At 59.5% G+C, this 14658-nt stretch carries 12 protein-coding genes; 2 read left to right on the forward strand and 10 right to left on the reverse strand.

Going from position 1 to position 14658, the window contains the following annotated elements; genetic code table 11:
- Positions 1-53 precede the first annotated feature (53 nt).
- The 9 genes from MB02_RS02840 to MB02_RS02880 form a co-directional block, all read right to left on the reverse strand.
- Complete coding sequence (locus MB02_RS02840; RefSeq protein ID WP_082825921.1) at positions 54-1409, reverse strand: MFS transporter; 1356 nt, start codon at positions 1407-1409, stop codon at positions 54-56.
- 34 nt (positions 1410-1443) lie between these two features.
- The gene (locus tag MB02_RS02845; RefSeq protein WP_067532002.1) at positions 1444-2310 is read right to left on the reverse strand and encodes an SDR family NAD(P)-dependent oxidoreductase; all 867 of its coding nucleotides are present in this window, start codon (positions 2308-2310) and stop codon (positions 1444-1446) included.
- Positions 2310-3116, reverse strand: a complete 807-nt coding sequence (locus MB02_RS02850; protein ID WP_067532004.1) for an acetoacetate decarboxylase family protein — start codon at positions 3114-3116, stop codon at positions 2310-2312. Before MB02_RS02850 ends, MB02_RS02845 begins: the two co-directional genes overlap by 1 nt.
- An 82-nt stretch (positions 3117-3198) precedes the next feature.
- Positions 3199-4203 (reverse strand): Rieske 2Fe-2S domain-containing protein, encoded by a 1005-nt coding sequence (locus MB02_RS02855; protein WP_067532006.1) that lies wholly within the window; start codon positions 4201-4203, stop codon positions 3199-3201.
- A 130-nt stretch (positions 4204-4333) separates the two neighbouring features.
- Positions 4334-5272, reverse strand: a complete 939-nt coding sequence (locus tag MB02_RS02860) for a LysR family transcriptional regulator (protein WP_067532008.1) — start codon at positions 5270-5272, stop codon at positions 4334-4336.
- Positions 5273-5402: 130 nt separating this feature from the next.
- On the reverse strand, positions 5403-6593 hold the full coding sequence (locus MB02_RS02865; protein WP_067532010.1) for an amidohydrolase family protein: 1191 nt from the start codon (positions 6591-6593) through the stop codon (positions 5403-5405).
- Positions 6594-6726: 133 nt separating this feature from the next.
- Positions 6727-7992, reverse strand: coding sequence for an MFS transporter (locus MB02_RS02870; RefSeq protein ID WP_235829400.1), 1266 nt, complete (start codon positions 7990-7992; stop codon positions 6727-6729).
- Between the two features lie 31 nt (positions 7993-8023).
- Positions 8024-10375, reverse strand: coding sequence for a TonB-dependent receptor (locus MB02_RS02875; protein ID WP_235829401.1), 2352 nt, complete (start codon positions 10373-10375; stop codon positions 8024-8026).
- Positions 10376-10802: 427 nt separating this feature from the next.
- Positions 10803-11582 (reverse strand): SDR family NAD(P)-dependent oxidoreductase, encoded by a 780-nt coding sequence (locus tag MB02_RS02880; protein WP_235829402.1) that lies wholly within the window; start codon positions 11580-11582, stop codon positions 10803-10805.
- A 413-nt stretch (positions 11583-11995) separates the two neighbouring features.
- Here MB02_RS02880 and MB02_RS02885 point away from each other — a divergent pair, with 413 nt between their 5' ends.
- Together MB02_RS02885 and MB02_RS02890 are read left to right on the forward strand one after the other, a co-directional pair.
- Positions 11996-12913 carry a TIGR03619 family F420-dependent LLM class oxidoreductase gene (locus MB02_RS02885; RefSeq protein ID WP_067532016.1) on the forward strand — a complete coding sequence of 306 codons (918 nt, stop codon included), beginning with the start codon at positions 11996-11998 and terminating at the stop codon, positions 12911-12913.
- Between the two features lie 101 nt (positions 12914-13014).
- On the forward strand, positions 13015-13215 hold the full coding sequence (locus tag MB02_RS02890; RefSeq protein WP_067532018.1) for a hypothetical protein: 201 nt from the start codon (positions 13015-13017) through the stop codon (positions 13213-13215).
- Between the two features lie 3 nt (positions 13216-13218).
- On the opposite strand, the gene MB02_RS02895 is transcribed toward MB02_RS02890, so the two are convergent.
- Complete coding sequence (locus MB02_RS02895) at positions 13219-14541, reverse strand: Hsp70 family protein (RefSeq protein ID WP_067532019.1); 1323 nt, start codon at positions 14539-14541, stop codon at positions 13219-13221.
- Positions 14542-14658: the final 117 nt, after the last annotated feature.

Below are 14658 nucleotides of genomic sequence, written 5' to 3' on the forward strand. Positions count from 1 at the left end.
ACGCCACCGCGAACGTTCACGGTGGCGTTCTATCCCCCAAGCGATGCAGGCAGTCAGTGCGAAGGTGTCATCCGCGCCAGCGCCGTGCGATAGGCCGGCATCCCCAGAGCAATGATCCCGATAATCACCGGCAGCAGAATGACGCCAGACAAGGCGATCGAGTAACGAATGGCATTTTCATCGCCAAATCCGAAGTCGGTGATTGCGGCAATGAAACTCGCGCCGACGCCCAATCCAACCAGATTGACCGACAGCAGCGTCAGCGCCATCACTTGCCCGCGCAGGCGGTTGGGCGTCACGTCCTGAATTGCGGCGATCATCACTCCTTGCGCACCCTGCCCGATCAGCGTGCCGATCCCCATGAACAGAAGCGCAAGAGGCGCACTAGGCATAAGTGGGCCGATAATCAGCGGCAGCCCTTTCAGGATAGTAGTCGCAAGCACGATCTGCATATTGGCGTCTGTGCGCCCCTTTTTCATAAGCACGCCGGAAACCCACCCGCCCCCGATCGTGCCAATCGTTCCACAAACGAGCATCAGCAGGCCATAGTACAGCCCTGCTTGCGCGATCGGCATCTGATAGGTCCGCACCAGAAACGTCGGATACCAGAGAGTAACGCCGATGGAGAGCATACCGATCAGGGAAATCGAACTGATCAACATGCCGTAGAGCCGCCGGTGCAGCCACAAATAGGCCAGGGTCTGGCGGATGGTCAGCGTTTCACCCTGATTGGCGGCGGCAAGCTCACGCCGTTGCGGCTCGCGAATTGTTGTCAGCAACAGCGCCACCAGCAAGCCGGGCAAGCCGACGACGATGAACACCATCTGCCAGGGTGCCAAGGCCCCCAGGATCGGCATCACCACGCCGCCCATATCGGTGAAATGGGCAAGCAACGCACCGCCAATCACCAGAGCCAGCCCGCCACCGATCGGATAACCGATGGCATAGAAGCTGATGGCCAAGGCGCGGCGGCGGGCTTCGAAATAATCGCTGATCAGGGAATAGGCGGTCGGGCTCAGCGTCGCCTCGCCAATGCCGACCCCCACACGCGCTGCAAACAATTGCCCGAAGCTCCGCGCCAGGCCGCATATGATAGTCATGGCCGACCAGAACAGAACCCCGACCACGATTATCCTGCTGCGCCGTCTGGTGGAATCAACCAGGCGGCCGAGCGGAATGGCCGCCACACTGTACAACAGCGCGAAAGCGAAGCCCTGCAACAGACTGATTTCGAAATCGCTGAGACCGAGGTCCTCTTTTATCGGGATAACGAGCAGCGTCAGCACTCGTGCGTCAATCGCGCTGAAACAGTAGGCGATGAACAGAACGCCGACGACATACCAGCGATAGGCCGGGCCCGCTTCCTCACGGCCTTTCACCGATAGATCGTCAATCGCCGTGCTTGCCATATCGTCTTGTCCCCCAAACGGTCTTCTGATTTGCCTACCAGGCCGATACCGGGTTGGTCCGGGCGACAATACTGTCCAGGCGTTCCCGCAGTTTCTGATCGTTTTCCGCACTTTCGGGCAACAGCCAGAACCGTCCCGCACGAATACCTGCCAAGGCAAAATCGGCCACCTCATCGGGTTCCGTCAGCGCCATCTTGAGGCCGGTCGTCCGGACAAGATCCTCCATCGTCTCGTATGCAGGCTTGTTGTCGTCGCCTGCACCGTACTCATCCGGGCGGTTGCGTTTGGAGGCGAGGATCGAGGTATTGACCACGTGCGGTCCGGGGAAAAGCACAGCCGCGCGCAAGCGGTCCCCTTCTCGCAGGAATTGCTGGTGCAGCACTTCGCTGATGCTGGTCACAGCCGCCTTGGACGCGGCATAGATCGGCGTATTCGGCAGCGATCGCAATCCGCCGTTCGAAGAGGACGTGTTGATGACCACGCCTTCCTCGCCCGAAGCGATCATCCGTGGAACGAACGCACGAATACCATAGACAACTCCGAAAACATTAACATCGAAGCCCCAGTGCCAGTCATTGACCGGCAAAGACCAGATTGGCCGTTGTGCCTCGCCCAGTCCGACACCGGCATTGTTGAATAGCAGGTGGACCGCGCCGTAGCGTTCCCACACCGCGTCGGCCAAGGCATCGACTGAGTCTGCCTTGGTTACGTCCACCCGAATGCCCGCGACCTCTCCACCGGTTTCGGAAGCGACTTCCTTCGCAGTGGTATCGAGCCGATCCTGATCGATATCGGTCAGAACTACTTTGGCTCCTTCGGCGGCAAGCCGGACGCCCAGCGCCCGGCCTACCCCACTTGCACCGCCAGTTATGACGGCAACGCGATCCTTGAAATCCCGCATCAGGCGGCCTTTGCCGAGGCGAGTGCGATCTCAATGCCCGGATTGGCCGGCACATCGTTCCGCTGCACCCAGAAAGGGGCGATATATTCGGATGGCACGGTACGCAGCAGCTGGCCGCTGGTATTGGTCGCGCCTTCAACATAATCCATGCTCACCATGCGGCGGATCGGCACGTCGACCAGCGGATCATAGGCGGATTCATGGAAACGGATCTGGCCGTCGAAGGCCCGCTTGAGGTTATAGTTCCGCTTCCAGTTGAGCCTGGTGAGATAGACGTCACCGTCAAATTCGCCCGGCGTGGTGATCGACGGCAGCCCCTTGTAGCAGTAGAAATATTCCTCGAACGGTTCCGGCTTGCCCTTGTCGGCGCCCAGCGTGCCTTCCACTTCGAAATAGGTGATGCCATGCCGGGTACAGGTGGCGCGGACGCGATCGCCATCCTTTTCGAAAGTCGTTTCCGCGATCTTCTTGGGCTCGCCAAACCGTTCGCGCCCGCTGGTAACGACGGATTCGCCTTCCATCGCCATATGGAAGACATAGCCGCCCGGCGTGCCTTCATAGTCGCACATGACGCCAAGCGTCAGCGCGCCGATTTCGACTGTCGTTTCCGGCGTCACATGCATGGCAACATGCGCGAACTGAAGGAAAATCTCCGGTCGGGCCGCAGCCACGAGTGGCCGGGGCAACAGCGCCTTGGCGATTTCCGGATCGGTTTCATAAACCGCGCGCACGGTGCGGACGGTGTTGTTCAATCCCGACGATTGCGGGGCGGGAACCGGCCCCTGAACATAGCGCAGCCTAGCCATAGCATCTCTCCTTCAGACAAAGTTATCCCGTCGCGCGAGAAGGCAGTTCTCGCGCGTTCGTTCATGGAACCGGATGTTTCGTTCAGACCGCGGCCATCTGCCGCGGCGTGTCGCCTTCGATGTAAAACTGTTCGAAATAGCGGCGGAAGCGCAGGATCGGGCCATCCCCGTCACACAGCAGCGGCCGCACCCGGTGAATCTTGTGGTTCCAGATCGGGATGTCGCCCTCGACACCGCTCTGACCGCAGGTGTTGGCGATTGCCGCCATCACAGCCTGATGCTCCGGAGAGCCTTCCTCCATTTCCGGATAGGTAAAACAGAACCGCAATTCGACCTGATCCGCCTCAACAGGCGTTGCCAGAACCATCAGAGACAGCGTCACCACACCGCGCAACTGGGTGAACTTCTGCCCCGCACCGTTCTGGATTGTCTGGACACTCGAAGGGACAACCTTCTCCACACCATCCGGCAACTGGACCGTGCGTTGCCCGTGCGCCTCGCTGCGGCGCACGTGACCGTCATAAACGGTGTCGCCTTCAGGCACGGCCTCCATCAGGTGGACATACTGGAAATGGGCGAAATCCACGCCATTCTCCGCAATCTCCTGCGGATTGCTGGCGAACGACCACAGCCGCCGGACCGGCTTTGCCCAGCCCGCCTCGGTGAACGGCGCATGCTCGATCACGTCGAACAGTGGCGCTTCCCCTTCGGGATGATACCAGGCCCAGACAACCCCGTTCTTCTCTACCACCGGATAAGACCGGGCAATCGGTTCACGCTTGGTGATCGGGGGAATGGCCTTGGCATAGGGAATGTCCACGCAGAAACCATCGGGGCGGAAGGCCCAGCTGTGGAACGGGCAGCGCAGCTTGTTGCCCTCGACCTTGCCACCGTGCCCCATGTGAGCACCCAGATGAGGGCAGTAGGCGTCGAGCATTCCGGCCTCGCCGTCCTCGGTACGAAAGAGCACCTGATCGCGGCCGAAATAGTGCACAGGCTTTACATCGCCGACAGCCAGTTCGTCACCGTAGCTGACGAAGAACCAGCCAAAGGGAATATCCATCGGGAAGCGTTGCAGCATCGCCATTTTCTCTCCATTGCGGGCCAGCTTATCATGCGGTCCCGTTGCCCTGCGGCGTTGTGGGCAGAATAACCGCTATCTTCGGTTGCGGAAGCGCGCCCGCAAAGACGGAGCGTGCGCTCTCATGCACAATCGCCTACTGTCCGCCGCGCAGATGTTCATCCAGAGCGGTCATCGCGGGTTGCATCCACGGGCGTAACTTGCGGTGTTCAAAGCTCATGGCCAGATGGTCGATGAAAGCGCGAGTGGCCGCAGGCATCATGCCCGGCGAAAAAACCGCCCAAACTTCCTTGTCGAAGAAGGCCCATTCCTGATCCAGCGCGACGAGCCGACCCTCAGTCAGATCCTCGCGGATCACGCTGATCGGGATTTGCGCAATTCCCAGGCCGTGGCGGGCCGCGGACGCCAGAGCTATCCCACTGTTGCTTTTCCAGTTTCCGGAAACCTTGATCCGCCCGCTGGCGGCATCTTCGTCATGAAAATAGAAATGGCCGCCAAGATCCGTAAGGCATGAATGCCCCGCGAGATTTGTTGGGGATGAGGGCCAGCCATGCGCGGCGACGTAATCCGGCGAAGCACACAGACAATAAGACAAGTAGCCGAACAGACGCGCCTTCAGATTGGAATCGTTGAGCCGACCATAGCGGATGATGACATCGAACTGTTCCTGCACCAGTTCCGCCTCACGCAGATAGGCGACCACCTCCATGGAAATTTCCGGATGGCGTGCGCCAAACTCCGCCGCGATGGCCGACATGAACGCCACGCCGAAGATGTCGCTGAGCCCGACCCGCAACCGGCCGACCGGCCGTTCCTGAAACTGGGTCAGCTGCCGTTCGACATCGACCAGCGACGCACGCATTTCCTGGCAACGTTGATGGAACAGATCGCCTGCCGCAGTCAGGGAAAGGCGTCGCGTCGTGCGGAGTAGCAATTGCGCACCGACGCGTGCCTCCAGTTCGCTGACCATCTTGCTGACATAGGACTTGGACACGCCCAGTGTTTCCGCACCCGCCGTAAAGCTGCCGGTTTCGACAACTGCCAGGAACTCTTCAATCCCTCGCCAGGTGACCAAACGCCCTCTCCCATGCAATGCCGTCTCAAACGCGGCCTTGCGCGGAAGGCTAACCGGGTGCTGACCCGATGGGAAGCCTGATTTACCCCGATTGTTCGCGTTGCGGGGCAAATCAGACAGGCGTTCGCGCTCAGGCCGCACGCTTTTCAAACTGCGACTTGCGCGGCCCGATCCGGCTCGCCAGTTCCCACAGTGCATCCTCGTCGAGATCGAAGACCTGCAATGCATTGCCCGCGAACATCTTCTGGATATCCGTTTCCGGTAATCCGCCCAGACTTGCGAGCATCTTCTCCAATGTGGCTGGCCAGGTTCCTTCCGGATGGGGGTAATCCGTTCCCCACATGATCCGATCGATACCGATCTTGTAATAGGCTTCGGTCGTTTCCTCGTCCGGCAGCGCCGAACATCCGATCCACATGTTGCGCGCGAAATACTCGCTGGGCTTCATGGTCAGGTTGGAATTGTAATCGCCCAGCTTGCCACTGGTATGTTTGACCGACGCACGGATATCCATGAGTTCGAGCACCCAGGGAAACCAGAATTCTCCCCCTGCTTCGGTGAAGCACACTTTGAGACGAGGGTAGAGTTCGAACACTCCGCCAAAGATCATCGACCACATCGGCCGGGTCAGCCAGAAGGCATATTCGCTCAGATAAGTGCCGATCCAGCCCGGCTGGGTTGTGTCATACGCGGGGGCTCCGCCCGAATGGAAATGGACCGACATGTTCAGCTCCTGCAGGAGATCCCACATCGGATAGTATTTGCGATGGTTGTACATCGCATAGCCTTCGGTGATGATCGGCATGAAGACGCCCTTGAGCCCGGCTTCGTGCGCCCATCGTATCTCCCTGAGATTCTGCTCGATATCATAGAGCGCCGGAATCACCGCCAGACCGATCCGGCGCAAGGGATCGTCGCTGCAGAATTCCGCCAGCCAGCGATTGTGAGCCCGCGCACCGGCCCACTGCAATTCCGGGTCAATGCCGAAAGGCCGCAACCCTACATCCGCCCCGAATGGGGGAGCGTTGCGCTCCGTAATACCATCGGGGAACAGCACTTCGGCCGCCACACCGTCTCCATCCAGCACGCGATTGCGGATTTCCGGGTCCCAGGCCCCGGCCAGCCCCTCACCGACGCGCGCGCGCCATTTGGTGTTGAAATCATCCAGCAGGAAGCGCTTCTCATGCTCTTCACGAGCGACGATCTCGCGCTGGACCCGTTCATCGAACTCGGCGTGGTACTTGCTCTCCAGATAGTTGCGATACTGTTCCGGTGGCAGACCCGCATGTCCGTCCGACGAGATGACGAGATAGCGATCCATGATTTGTCTCTCCTAAATGACGCGGCACGCAGCCGGGGGTGATCCGATGCCAAAGGCCCGCAGCCCATCTGTTTTCGTGGGGTGAGAATACCGCGTGGCCATATGGCCCCACAAGGCAACCAGCGCGCACAAACTATCGCTCACAGGAAACGATCCCACAGTCGGCAACCTCTCTTTGCGCCAATGCGGGGTCGATGAATGCATAGATCAGCAGCCCGCCCATGACCCCTCCGAAGACCACGAAGGGCAATGCCGGCATCCATTCGTATAGGCCGACGGCCACAGCCGGCACGACGACGATCGATGCCCCTGCGATCGCAGACACGGCACCTGCGACAGCACCCTGCTTCCCATCCCCCACAGCAAGCGATGCCCCGGCCGTGTAAGCCGGACGGGCAAGACCATATCCGAAACTGACCAAGGCAAAAGCAGCAACCAGAGACAGGAAACCGGGCAGAGCGACAATCAGGACATTGCCCGCAAAGGCCAAGGCGCCACCCCAGCGCAACAGCGCGCGTGGCATCATTCCGCACATGCCGACCAATCCCCATTGTGCGACAAGCCCAGCCAGAGCTCCCGCGACCATTGCGATGCCGATGGAGCTCTGGGCCTCCACCGGGGAAAGACCGACCCTGTCGATGACCAGAAATCCCAACGTGTATGTATTCGCCGCCTGGGCCGAGCTCATCGCGAAACCGTAGATCAGGAACGGTCGTACAGCCGGGTCGCGCCAGATATCCCAGCCCCCACTTGATTCCGTATGTTGGCGTGCGATCTCGCCGGGCCTGTCGGATGGCAAGACTATCGCCGCCAGGCAGAGGATGCCGATACCCGCAATCCCGAATACGAACATCGGCCCTGCAAGACCAACATGGGGCAGGATAAGAAATGGCGCGATGGCCGGACCGAGAATGGTTCCCAGGCTCAATGCGCCGCCCAGCGCGGCAATCGCCCGGACGCGCAACTGCCCTTCCGTCCTGTCAGCAACATAGGCCTGCGCCGCAGCGCCCGATGCCGAACCAAACGTCCCATAGGTCGAACGGATCAGGAGGAACCCGGCGAAAGTGACCAACGGAACCGTGAGGCCATTCAGGCCCGCCAGGACCACGCAGCCGCACCCCAGCATGGAGAAGGTAAAACCCCCAAGCCCGATGAGAATATGTGGCTTGCGGCCCTTGCGGTCCGAACGCCCCGCCCAGAATGGCGACGTCACCGCCCACATCAGCGCCGAGAGAGAAAAGATGCTGGCAATCAGGAAGTCGGAGATTCCCAGTTCGCGCCCGGCAGCAGGCATGACGGAAATCAGGCCCATGTTGCCGATCGCTGTCGCGAGAGTCGTGGCGAACAATGTCGCGAACGAAAGGCGCGACAGGGCGCGCGGGGATGGATCGACAATCATCCGCATCCGTCCGCCGCGCGCAATCCCGCCTTCAGAAAGTCAGCTTGGCTTCAACACCGAAGCTCTGTGGGTCGGCCCACTGGCGAACGGCAAAGATGCTCATATTGATACCGCTGACCCAGTATTTCTCGTCAGTCAGGTTCTTGCCCCATACCGAGAGTTCCAGTTCAGTGTCCCCGCCAAGCTGAATCCCGGCCAGCGAAATGCGGCCGTCCAGCACGCCATAAGCCTTGCGGCGGCTCAGCACGTCAGGCGTGATCGTACCCCATTGCGCGCTGCGCCAGGAATAATTCAGGCTGCTGACCAGTTCCATGGAGCCCAGGTCCAGGCGGTGTTCCCCACCGATCAGGACATTGTGCTTGGGTGCCAGCGGAACCTTGTAGCTATGCGTCACATCCTCGCCCGATGGCAGGATGAATTCCTTGTACCGGGCATGCAGATAACCGTAGCCGAAGTTGAAGCTCAGGCTGTCGATCGGCCTGATCTGCCCTTCGAGTTCGAAGCCGGTAAACTGGGCTTCACCCGCATTGATGATATTGGTGGTGATGAAGGCAGGGACAAACACGCCCGCCTGAAAATCCTTATAGATGCTGTGGTAGACCGCCATGTTCAGATGGAGCCTGCGATCGAAGAACGATCCCTTCGTGCCCAGTTCGAACGACAGCAGCTTTTCCGGATTATAGGGGGAATTGAATGCGGCATTGTTGGCCGCAGTGTCGTTGAAGCCACCGCTCTTGAAACCTGTGGCAACGCGTCCGTAGAAGTTCCAGTTCGGCGAAACCTTATAGGTGATGTTCAATTCCGGGCTGAACCGCGACCATGATTTCTTGTTGCTCAGGGGAATCAAATCGTCCGGACCGACACCGCCGCTTCCGGGCAGAGCGCCCAGCGCCGGATCACCGCTGACCGTAATCGGGCTGCCGTCGGGGTTGCGCTGGAACACGCCGGAAGCGAGATCCGCCGGATTTGCGGCATATGTATTGTAGGACAGGAATCGTTCCCACACATCCCGCGTGTCCTTTGTCCAACGCAGGCCCACTGCGATGTCCAGCTTGTCTTCCAGTACGGGGGGCGTCCAGGTGAACTGGCCGTAGCCCGCTATCGAGTGGTTGTTGGCGCCACGTTCGCTCAAGTCGTACTTGTCGGAACCGAAGCGGAAATTCCAACGAGGATTGAACACATTATACCGGTCGCGCATGTAGAATGCGCCAAGCGTATATTTCAGCCGCCCTGCGCTGCCGATGACCTGGAATTCCTGACTGAACTGATTGTAATTGTTGTCCAGCCGGAAACGCAGCAGATCCAATGGCGTACCGTCGAAGTCACTGTGGCTGCGAGTCCGTACCTTCCGCCAGGCGGTAATCGTCTTGAGCGTTACGTCGCCCAATGCGCCCGTGCCAGCGTCGAATTCCACCGTGACGGAATGGCCGGACACACGGAAATTATTTTCCTGTACATTATCCGCGCTGATCGATTTGGGCCGGGTCGGGTGGATGTAAGGCTCGATCAACGGATAATAGGTCGTGCCGGGGGCGATGCTGCCCGGGGCGCTGATGGCCAGCATCGCGCCAGTGCCTTTGCTGTCATTGATGTCGTAGGCGTAGCGCACGCTGAGGCGGTCACTCGGTTCCCACAGCAAGTCGACACGCCCGGCATTCAGCCGCTGGCGGCCAAAATCCCGCGATGGGCCCGTATTCTTGTAAAAGCCATCGAACTGACGCCCGGTATAGGCCACCTTGGCCTTCAGCGTTCCAAGCCCCTCCCCTTCGGTGCCGAGGGCCGGCAAGTCGACCGAAATGCGCTGGGTGAACAAGTCGTGTTCGCCCGCGCCAAGGGTCAGCGAACCGCCAAATTCGCCAGACGGTTTGCGCGTAACCAGATTAACCGCGCCACCGATCGTATTCTTGCCGTAAAGTGTCCCCTGCGGCCCGCGAAGCACCTCGACCCGTTCGAGATCGACCACGTCGAACGCTGCCCCGGTCGACTTCGCGATCGGCACGCCATCGACATAGAGGCCGACGGGCTGATCGCGACCAAGGCTGGTATCCGATGAAGGGGCAAGGCCGCGAATGGAAATCAGCGGGCCGAACGTATTGCCGACAGTCTGGTTGATCTGAATGTTCGGAACGTACGTGCCGATATCCGACACGTTGGAAACACCGGCACGATCCAGCGCTTCGCTGCTCATCGCCGAGACTGAAATCGGCACATCGAGAAGACGCTCTTCACGCCGCTGGGCAGTCACGACGATGTCGTCGTTCCCCACAGCGTCCGTGCCCCCGCTCGCGACCTGTGCCTGTGCCTGTGCCTGTGCCTGTGCCTGCGTGGCATAGATCCCCGTTGCGGCAATTGTCGTCAGCATAGTCAAACGCACGCGATTCATCGTAATCCCCTCCTGCTCCCAGCCGGTCGGGATTAGACGCCGCACAAGGTTGCGTGCCTATTTCTCCCCTTCCCAGCGCCGCGATTTCCGCAGTCTTATGAAAAGCTTATGCAACCGGGTGACGGATGCATCACCCAAGTCAACAATGCAGTTCAATCCTTGCCGAAGCAGGGGCGTTCAACAAGATCATGGCAAAGATCAGACTGTTTCCACAGAACAGCCAAACGCGGCCGTGGCGCCGGCCAATGTTCCGACAGAAATGGCGGCAGGATACGGGAAAACGAGCCCACGCTGGAACACGCCGCACGAACGGCGTTGCCAGCGGCATTTCAATGCCAGGGTATAATCATGCACACACTCACCCAATGGGTGAGCGGCGAAATTGTCCAGGCCTCACAAGAGGCCCGGACCGTTCAGACCTGCACAATCATCGCTGCGATGAAATGTTACCCCCATCGACCACGATTTCGGCGGCCGTGATATAGCTGGCTTCGTCCGACAGGAGGAAGCGTACCACGCGCCCGATTTCCTCTGGTTCGCCCATCCGGCCAAGAAGAATGCGCTGTTCGAAAAAGTCGGGGCCCCGGGCCTGGATCGCGGACTGCATCATCGGGGTGACGATTTGCCCCGGCGATACCGAATTGATCCGGATACCGTCGACGGCAAGGCGATCCGCCAGCGAGCGTACGAGCGAGAGTACGCCACCCTTGCCCGCCGAGTACACCGGGTTCACCGCATTACCCAGTGTTGCGTTGATAGAGGCGGTCGCGACGATAGCCGATCCAGGGTTCGCCTTCAGATCCGGCAAAAACGCCTTGATGAGGAACGGAATGGCCCGCAAGTGCACCGCGATGCCAGAATCCCAGCTTGCCTGCGTCAGCCCGTCAATACTGTCGGTATCGACAATGCCTGCGCAATGGACCAGGCCGCCAATGCCAAGCAGCAAGGCACGCGTACCTTCAGCAGCAGCCGCGATTGCGGAAAGATCCCGCACATCCACTCCCATACCGACCGCGGTAACGCCGAACTCCGACGCAATCTCTTCCGCCGCAGTTTTAGCACGCCGGTCATCGAGATCCCATATCGCAACAGGACGACCGACAGCCGCCAAGGCACGGGCGGAGGCCTTTCCAAGGCCTGACGCACCGCCAGTTATGACAACGGCCGTGGATGGCGAAGCAAGTTGCGGGGTAATATCCTGTGTCAAGTCGCGCTCTCCCAAAAAAGCCGCCCGCAACAGCTGCGAGCCACTACCTACTTGTTAGTAGGCTGTATTGATCGGGCAGGATTTGCTGTCAAGCAGCGCTCTGTCATGCTGAACCGACAGGGTTCCTGAAAATGAGATCCCTTTATCAATGATGACCATCGCGGCGTGCTTTTCGCAACTCGACCGATATGCGATCGGTCAGTCGCCGCGACACCATTAGCGCCAGCAATAGCGTCAATCATTCGAAGGCATGCTTTTTGGTCAAGGGCCGGGAAATTCGATTGCATTGGCCCGACGCCTCTGGCCTCTTTGTCTTGGAATATCCGCACGAAAAGATGCGGAGTGGAAATCACGCAACAAGCACAACGCATCCGTCGAGGATGACGTGAGACGTTTTCCGGGAGACCCAGACCTTGTCCGCGAAACCTGAACTGTCCGTATTTCTATCGCACCTCGATCACATCATTGAGCGTGACAACTCCAGGATCGTGGAAATTGCAAAGATCGCGGAAGCGGTGGGCATCGAACAGGTCGTATTCAGCGAACATGTAACGCTGGCCGAAGTCATTCAGGGAAAGGGCGAAGCCGCCAAGTTCCCTTTCAAGTCGGATGAGAACTATCCCGAACCCTTGGTCATGCTGGGGGCGATTGCCGGTTGTACAACGAAGCTGCGCCTGGCCACCGGCATTCTGATCGCACCGTTACGTCCACCGACCGTTCTGGCCAAATTACTTGCCACTTTGGACAATGTCTCCAGAGGACGCCTGGATGTCGGCATGGGTTCAGGCTGGCACGTGCCGGAACTCGAGGCTTGCGGCGTGGAGCCGGATAGAGCCCTGGAACATCTCGATAACGCAATCGGTGCGTGTCGCGCGCTATGGAGCGGTGAACCGGCCAGCTACGATTCCTCGACCATCAGTTTAGAAAGCCTGGTCTGCAGGCCAGTCCCCTTTCAGGGGCAGGACTTGCCCATCTGGCTGGCAGGACCACCGTCGATCAAGGGTGCCGACCGGATCGCCCGGCTGGGGCAAGGTTGGCTGCCCTTCGGCAATGTTGCACTGGATGGCATCAAGCGCGGCTCCGACAACCTTCGCATTGCGGAACGGAAATATGGCCTTGCCGAGGGATCAATCGGCATCCGTGCTCCGCTGCCTGTCATTTCCGATCCGGATGTCGACCGGATGCTCGACCTTACCTTTGCGGGCATCGACGAATATCCCGCCGCAGGCGCCAATTCCGTGCAGTTCGCCCTGTGGCGCTACGTCAAGACCCTTGACGATGTCGAACCCGTGCTGACGAAAGTCCGCCAACGGCTCGACGCCGCCTTTTGAATCACGCGATAACGCACCGCAACGGCTAAGCTGAATGGTATCGGCGGAAAACACCTCCCATCCAATCGACAGGAATGACGGCATGCCGCTAGTGGCCACGAATGGCTATCCTCGCGACGATCATGAACACCACCACCGGCCGCCCGATCCAGAAGATGAGCTTTGGCCGCATGCCGAAGCCTTGGGCATCCTTCAATCTGGAAACCGGCGAACTGGTCACCATAGAGCGGATAGATGTCGGCAAACCCGCGCCGGGCAAGTTTGCCGCACCCGTCGAAATCTGGGTCACCCCTAAAGGGTAGCGCCTAGGTAGGCATCGCGTCCTTCACCGTCCATGCTTCCAGATCGGTCTCATTCCCGATCAGAGCCAGGCCGTGAGCGACCGAAGTCAATTCCTCCCCGCTATCGATCTTTCTGTCTCCGAAGCGTTGCTCGAACAGGCGGCGAATGGCGGGAATCAACGATGATCCGCCCGTTAAAAACACGTGGTCGATCTGATCTCCATTCAGACCTGCACTTGCCAGGGCAGTATCGACAGTTGCCGCGATACGTTGAAGATCGGGTTCGATCCACTGTTCGAAATCAGCCCGGCTGACGTCCGCTTCGATAGTCAGCGCCTCACTTTCAAAGCGGAAGCCAGCGATGCTGTCGCTTGAAAGGCTGCGCTTCAATTGACCGACCGCTTCATAGAGCGGATATCCCAGTTCCTTGTCCACTACCGCAATCATGCGGCCGATTGCGGCCGAATCCGTAGCGGAACGCTGCAACCGCGACAGTTCGTCAAGCGTCCGGCGATTGCGCATCAATGCAAGGCGCGACCAGTCCCCGAAATCGTTGAAGTGCCCATCCGGAATCTGGAGGATCTTGTCGAAAGACCGGTAGGTGCCGCCCTTGCCCAGCATGGGAAGCACGAGACGATCCATGATCCGGAAATCGAACTGATCCCCGGCAATCCCGATACCGGCCGATCCCAACGGAACACACCGTCGAGCCGAACCCGGCTCCCCCACGCGAACGATTGAAAAATCGCTGGTGCCGCCGCCGAAATCCGCAACCAGAAGCGTCGCCGGTTTCGTCAGGCGGGAGGCAAACCCATATGCCGCGCCGAGCGGTTCATAGACGTAATGAATCTCGCGATCGAGCGATGCGAACATCGCGTCGTAACGCGTCTGTGCCAGCGCCGGATCGGGCCGCGCTCCAACGTAGCGAACCGGACGGCCAACCACGATACGTTCAGGTATCTGGTGAAGCGCCGCTTCGCCATGCGCCAGCAGGTGCTCCAGAAATATCTGGCCCAGTTCCTCGAACCGCAAACGCTTGTCGAACAGGATGGCATGTTCGAATGCGAGATTGCCCGCCATCGATTTGAAAGACTGAAGGAAGCGGCAGCCCTCCGGGAAATCGAGGAATTCGGCAATTGCCCAAGGCCCCGCCTCATGCCCCAAACCCGTACGAACCGCATAATCCTGCCAGAAACACAAAGCGGACCGAAACGTCGTACTATTGCCGTCAGGAGCTGAAAAATCGACCAGATCCACCTGCCCGCCATCCCCTGCCAGCGCGACAACAGAGTTGGTGGTGCCAAAGTCGATCCCAACGGCGCGGGCATTTGACATGCCGTCCGGCATAATTCGACATCCTTGATTGGGTAAAAGAGGGCCGGCGCCTTTGGCAGGATGCCAGTGATCGCGCAACCGGACGGACACCGCGGCGCCCGAATTATCGGACAGACAGGCGCACTTCCG

The organism is Croceicoccus estronivorus, assembly GCF_001625325.1.
Classification (GTDB): Bacteria; Pseudomonadota; Alphaproteobacteria; order Sphingomonadales; family Sphingomonadaceae; genus Caenibius; species Caenibius estronivorus.

Coding starts and splice junctions, on each gene's coding strand:
- MB02_RS02840 (WP_082825921.1), bottom strand. CDS start 1,409: ATGGCAAGCACGGCGATTGACGATCTATCGGTGAAAGGCCGTGAGGAA.
- MB02_RS02845 (WP_067532002.1), bottom strand. CDS start 2,310: ATGCGGGATTTCAAGGATCGCGTTGCCGTCATAACTGGCGGTGCAAGT.
- MB02_RS02850 (WP_067532004.1), bottom strand. CDS start 3,116: ATGGCTAGGCTGCGCTATGTTCAGGGGCCGGTTCCCGCCCCGCAATCG.
- MB02_RS02855 (WP_067532006.1), bottom strand. CDS start 4,203: ATGGCGATGCTGCAACGCTTCCCGATGGATATTCCCTTTGGCTGGTTC.
- MB02_RS02865 (WP_067532010.1), bottom strand. CDS start 6,593: ATGGATCGCTATCTCGTCATCTCGTCGGACGGACATGCGGGTCTGCCA.
- MB02_RS02870 (WP_235829400.1), bottom strand. CDS start 7,992: ATGATTGTCGATCCATCCCCGCGCGCCCTGTCGCGCCTTTCGTTCGCG.
- MB02_RS02875 (WP_235829401.1), bottom strand. CDS start 10,375: ATGAATCGCGTGCGTTTGACTATGCTGACGACAATTGCCGCAACGGGG.
- MB02_RS02890 (WP_067532018.1), top strand. CDS start 13,015: ATGGCTATCCTCGCGACGATCATGAACACCACCACCGGCCGCCCGATC.
- MB02_RS02895 (WP_067532019.1), bottom strand. CDS start 14,541: ATGCCGGACGGCATGTCAAATGCCCGCGCCGTTGGGATCGACTTTGGC.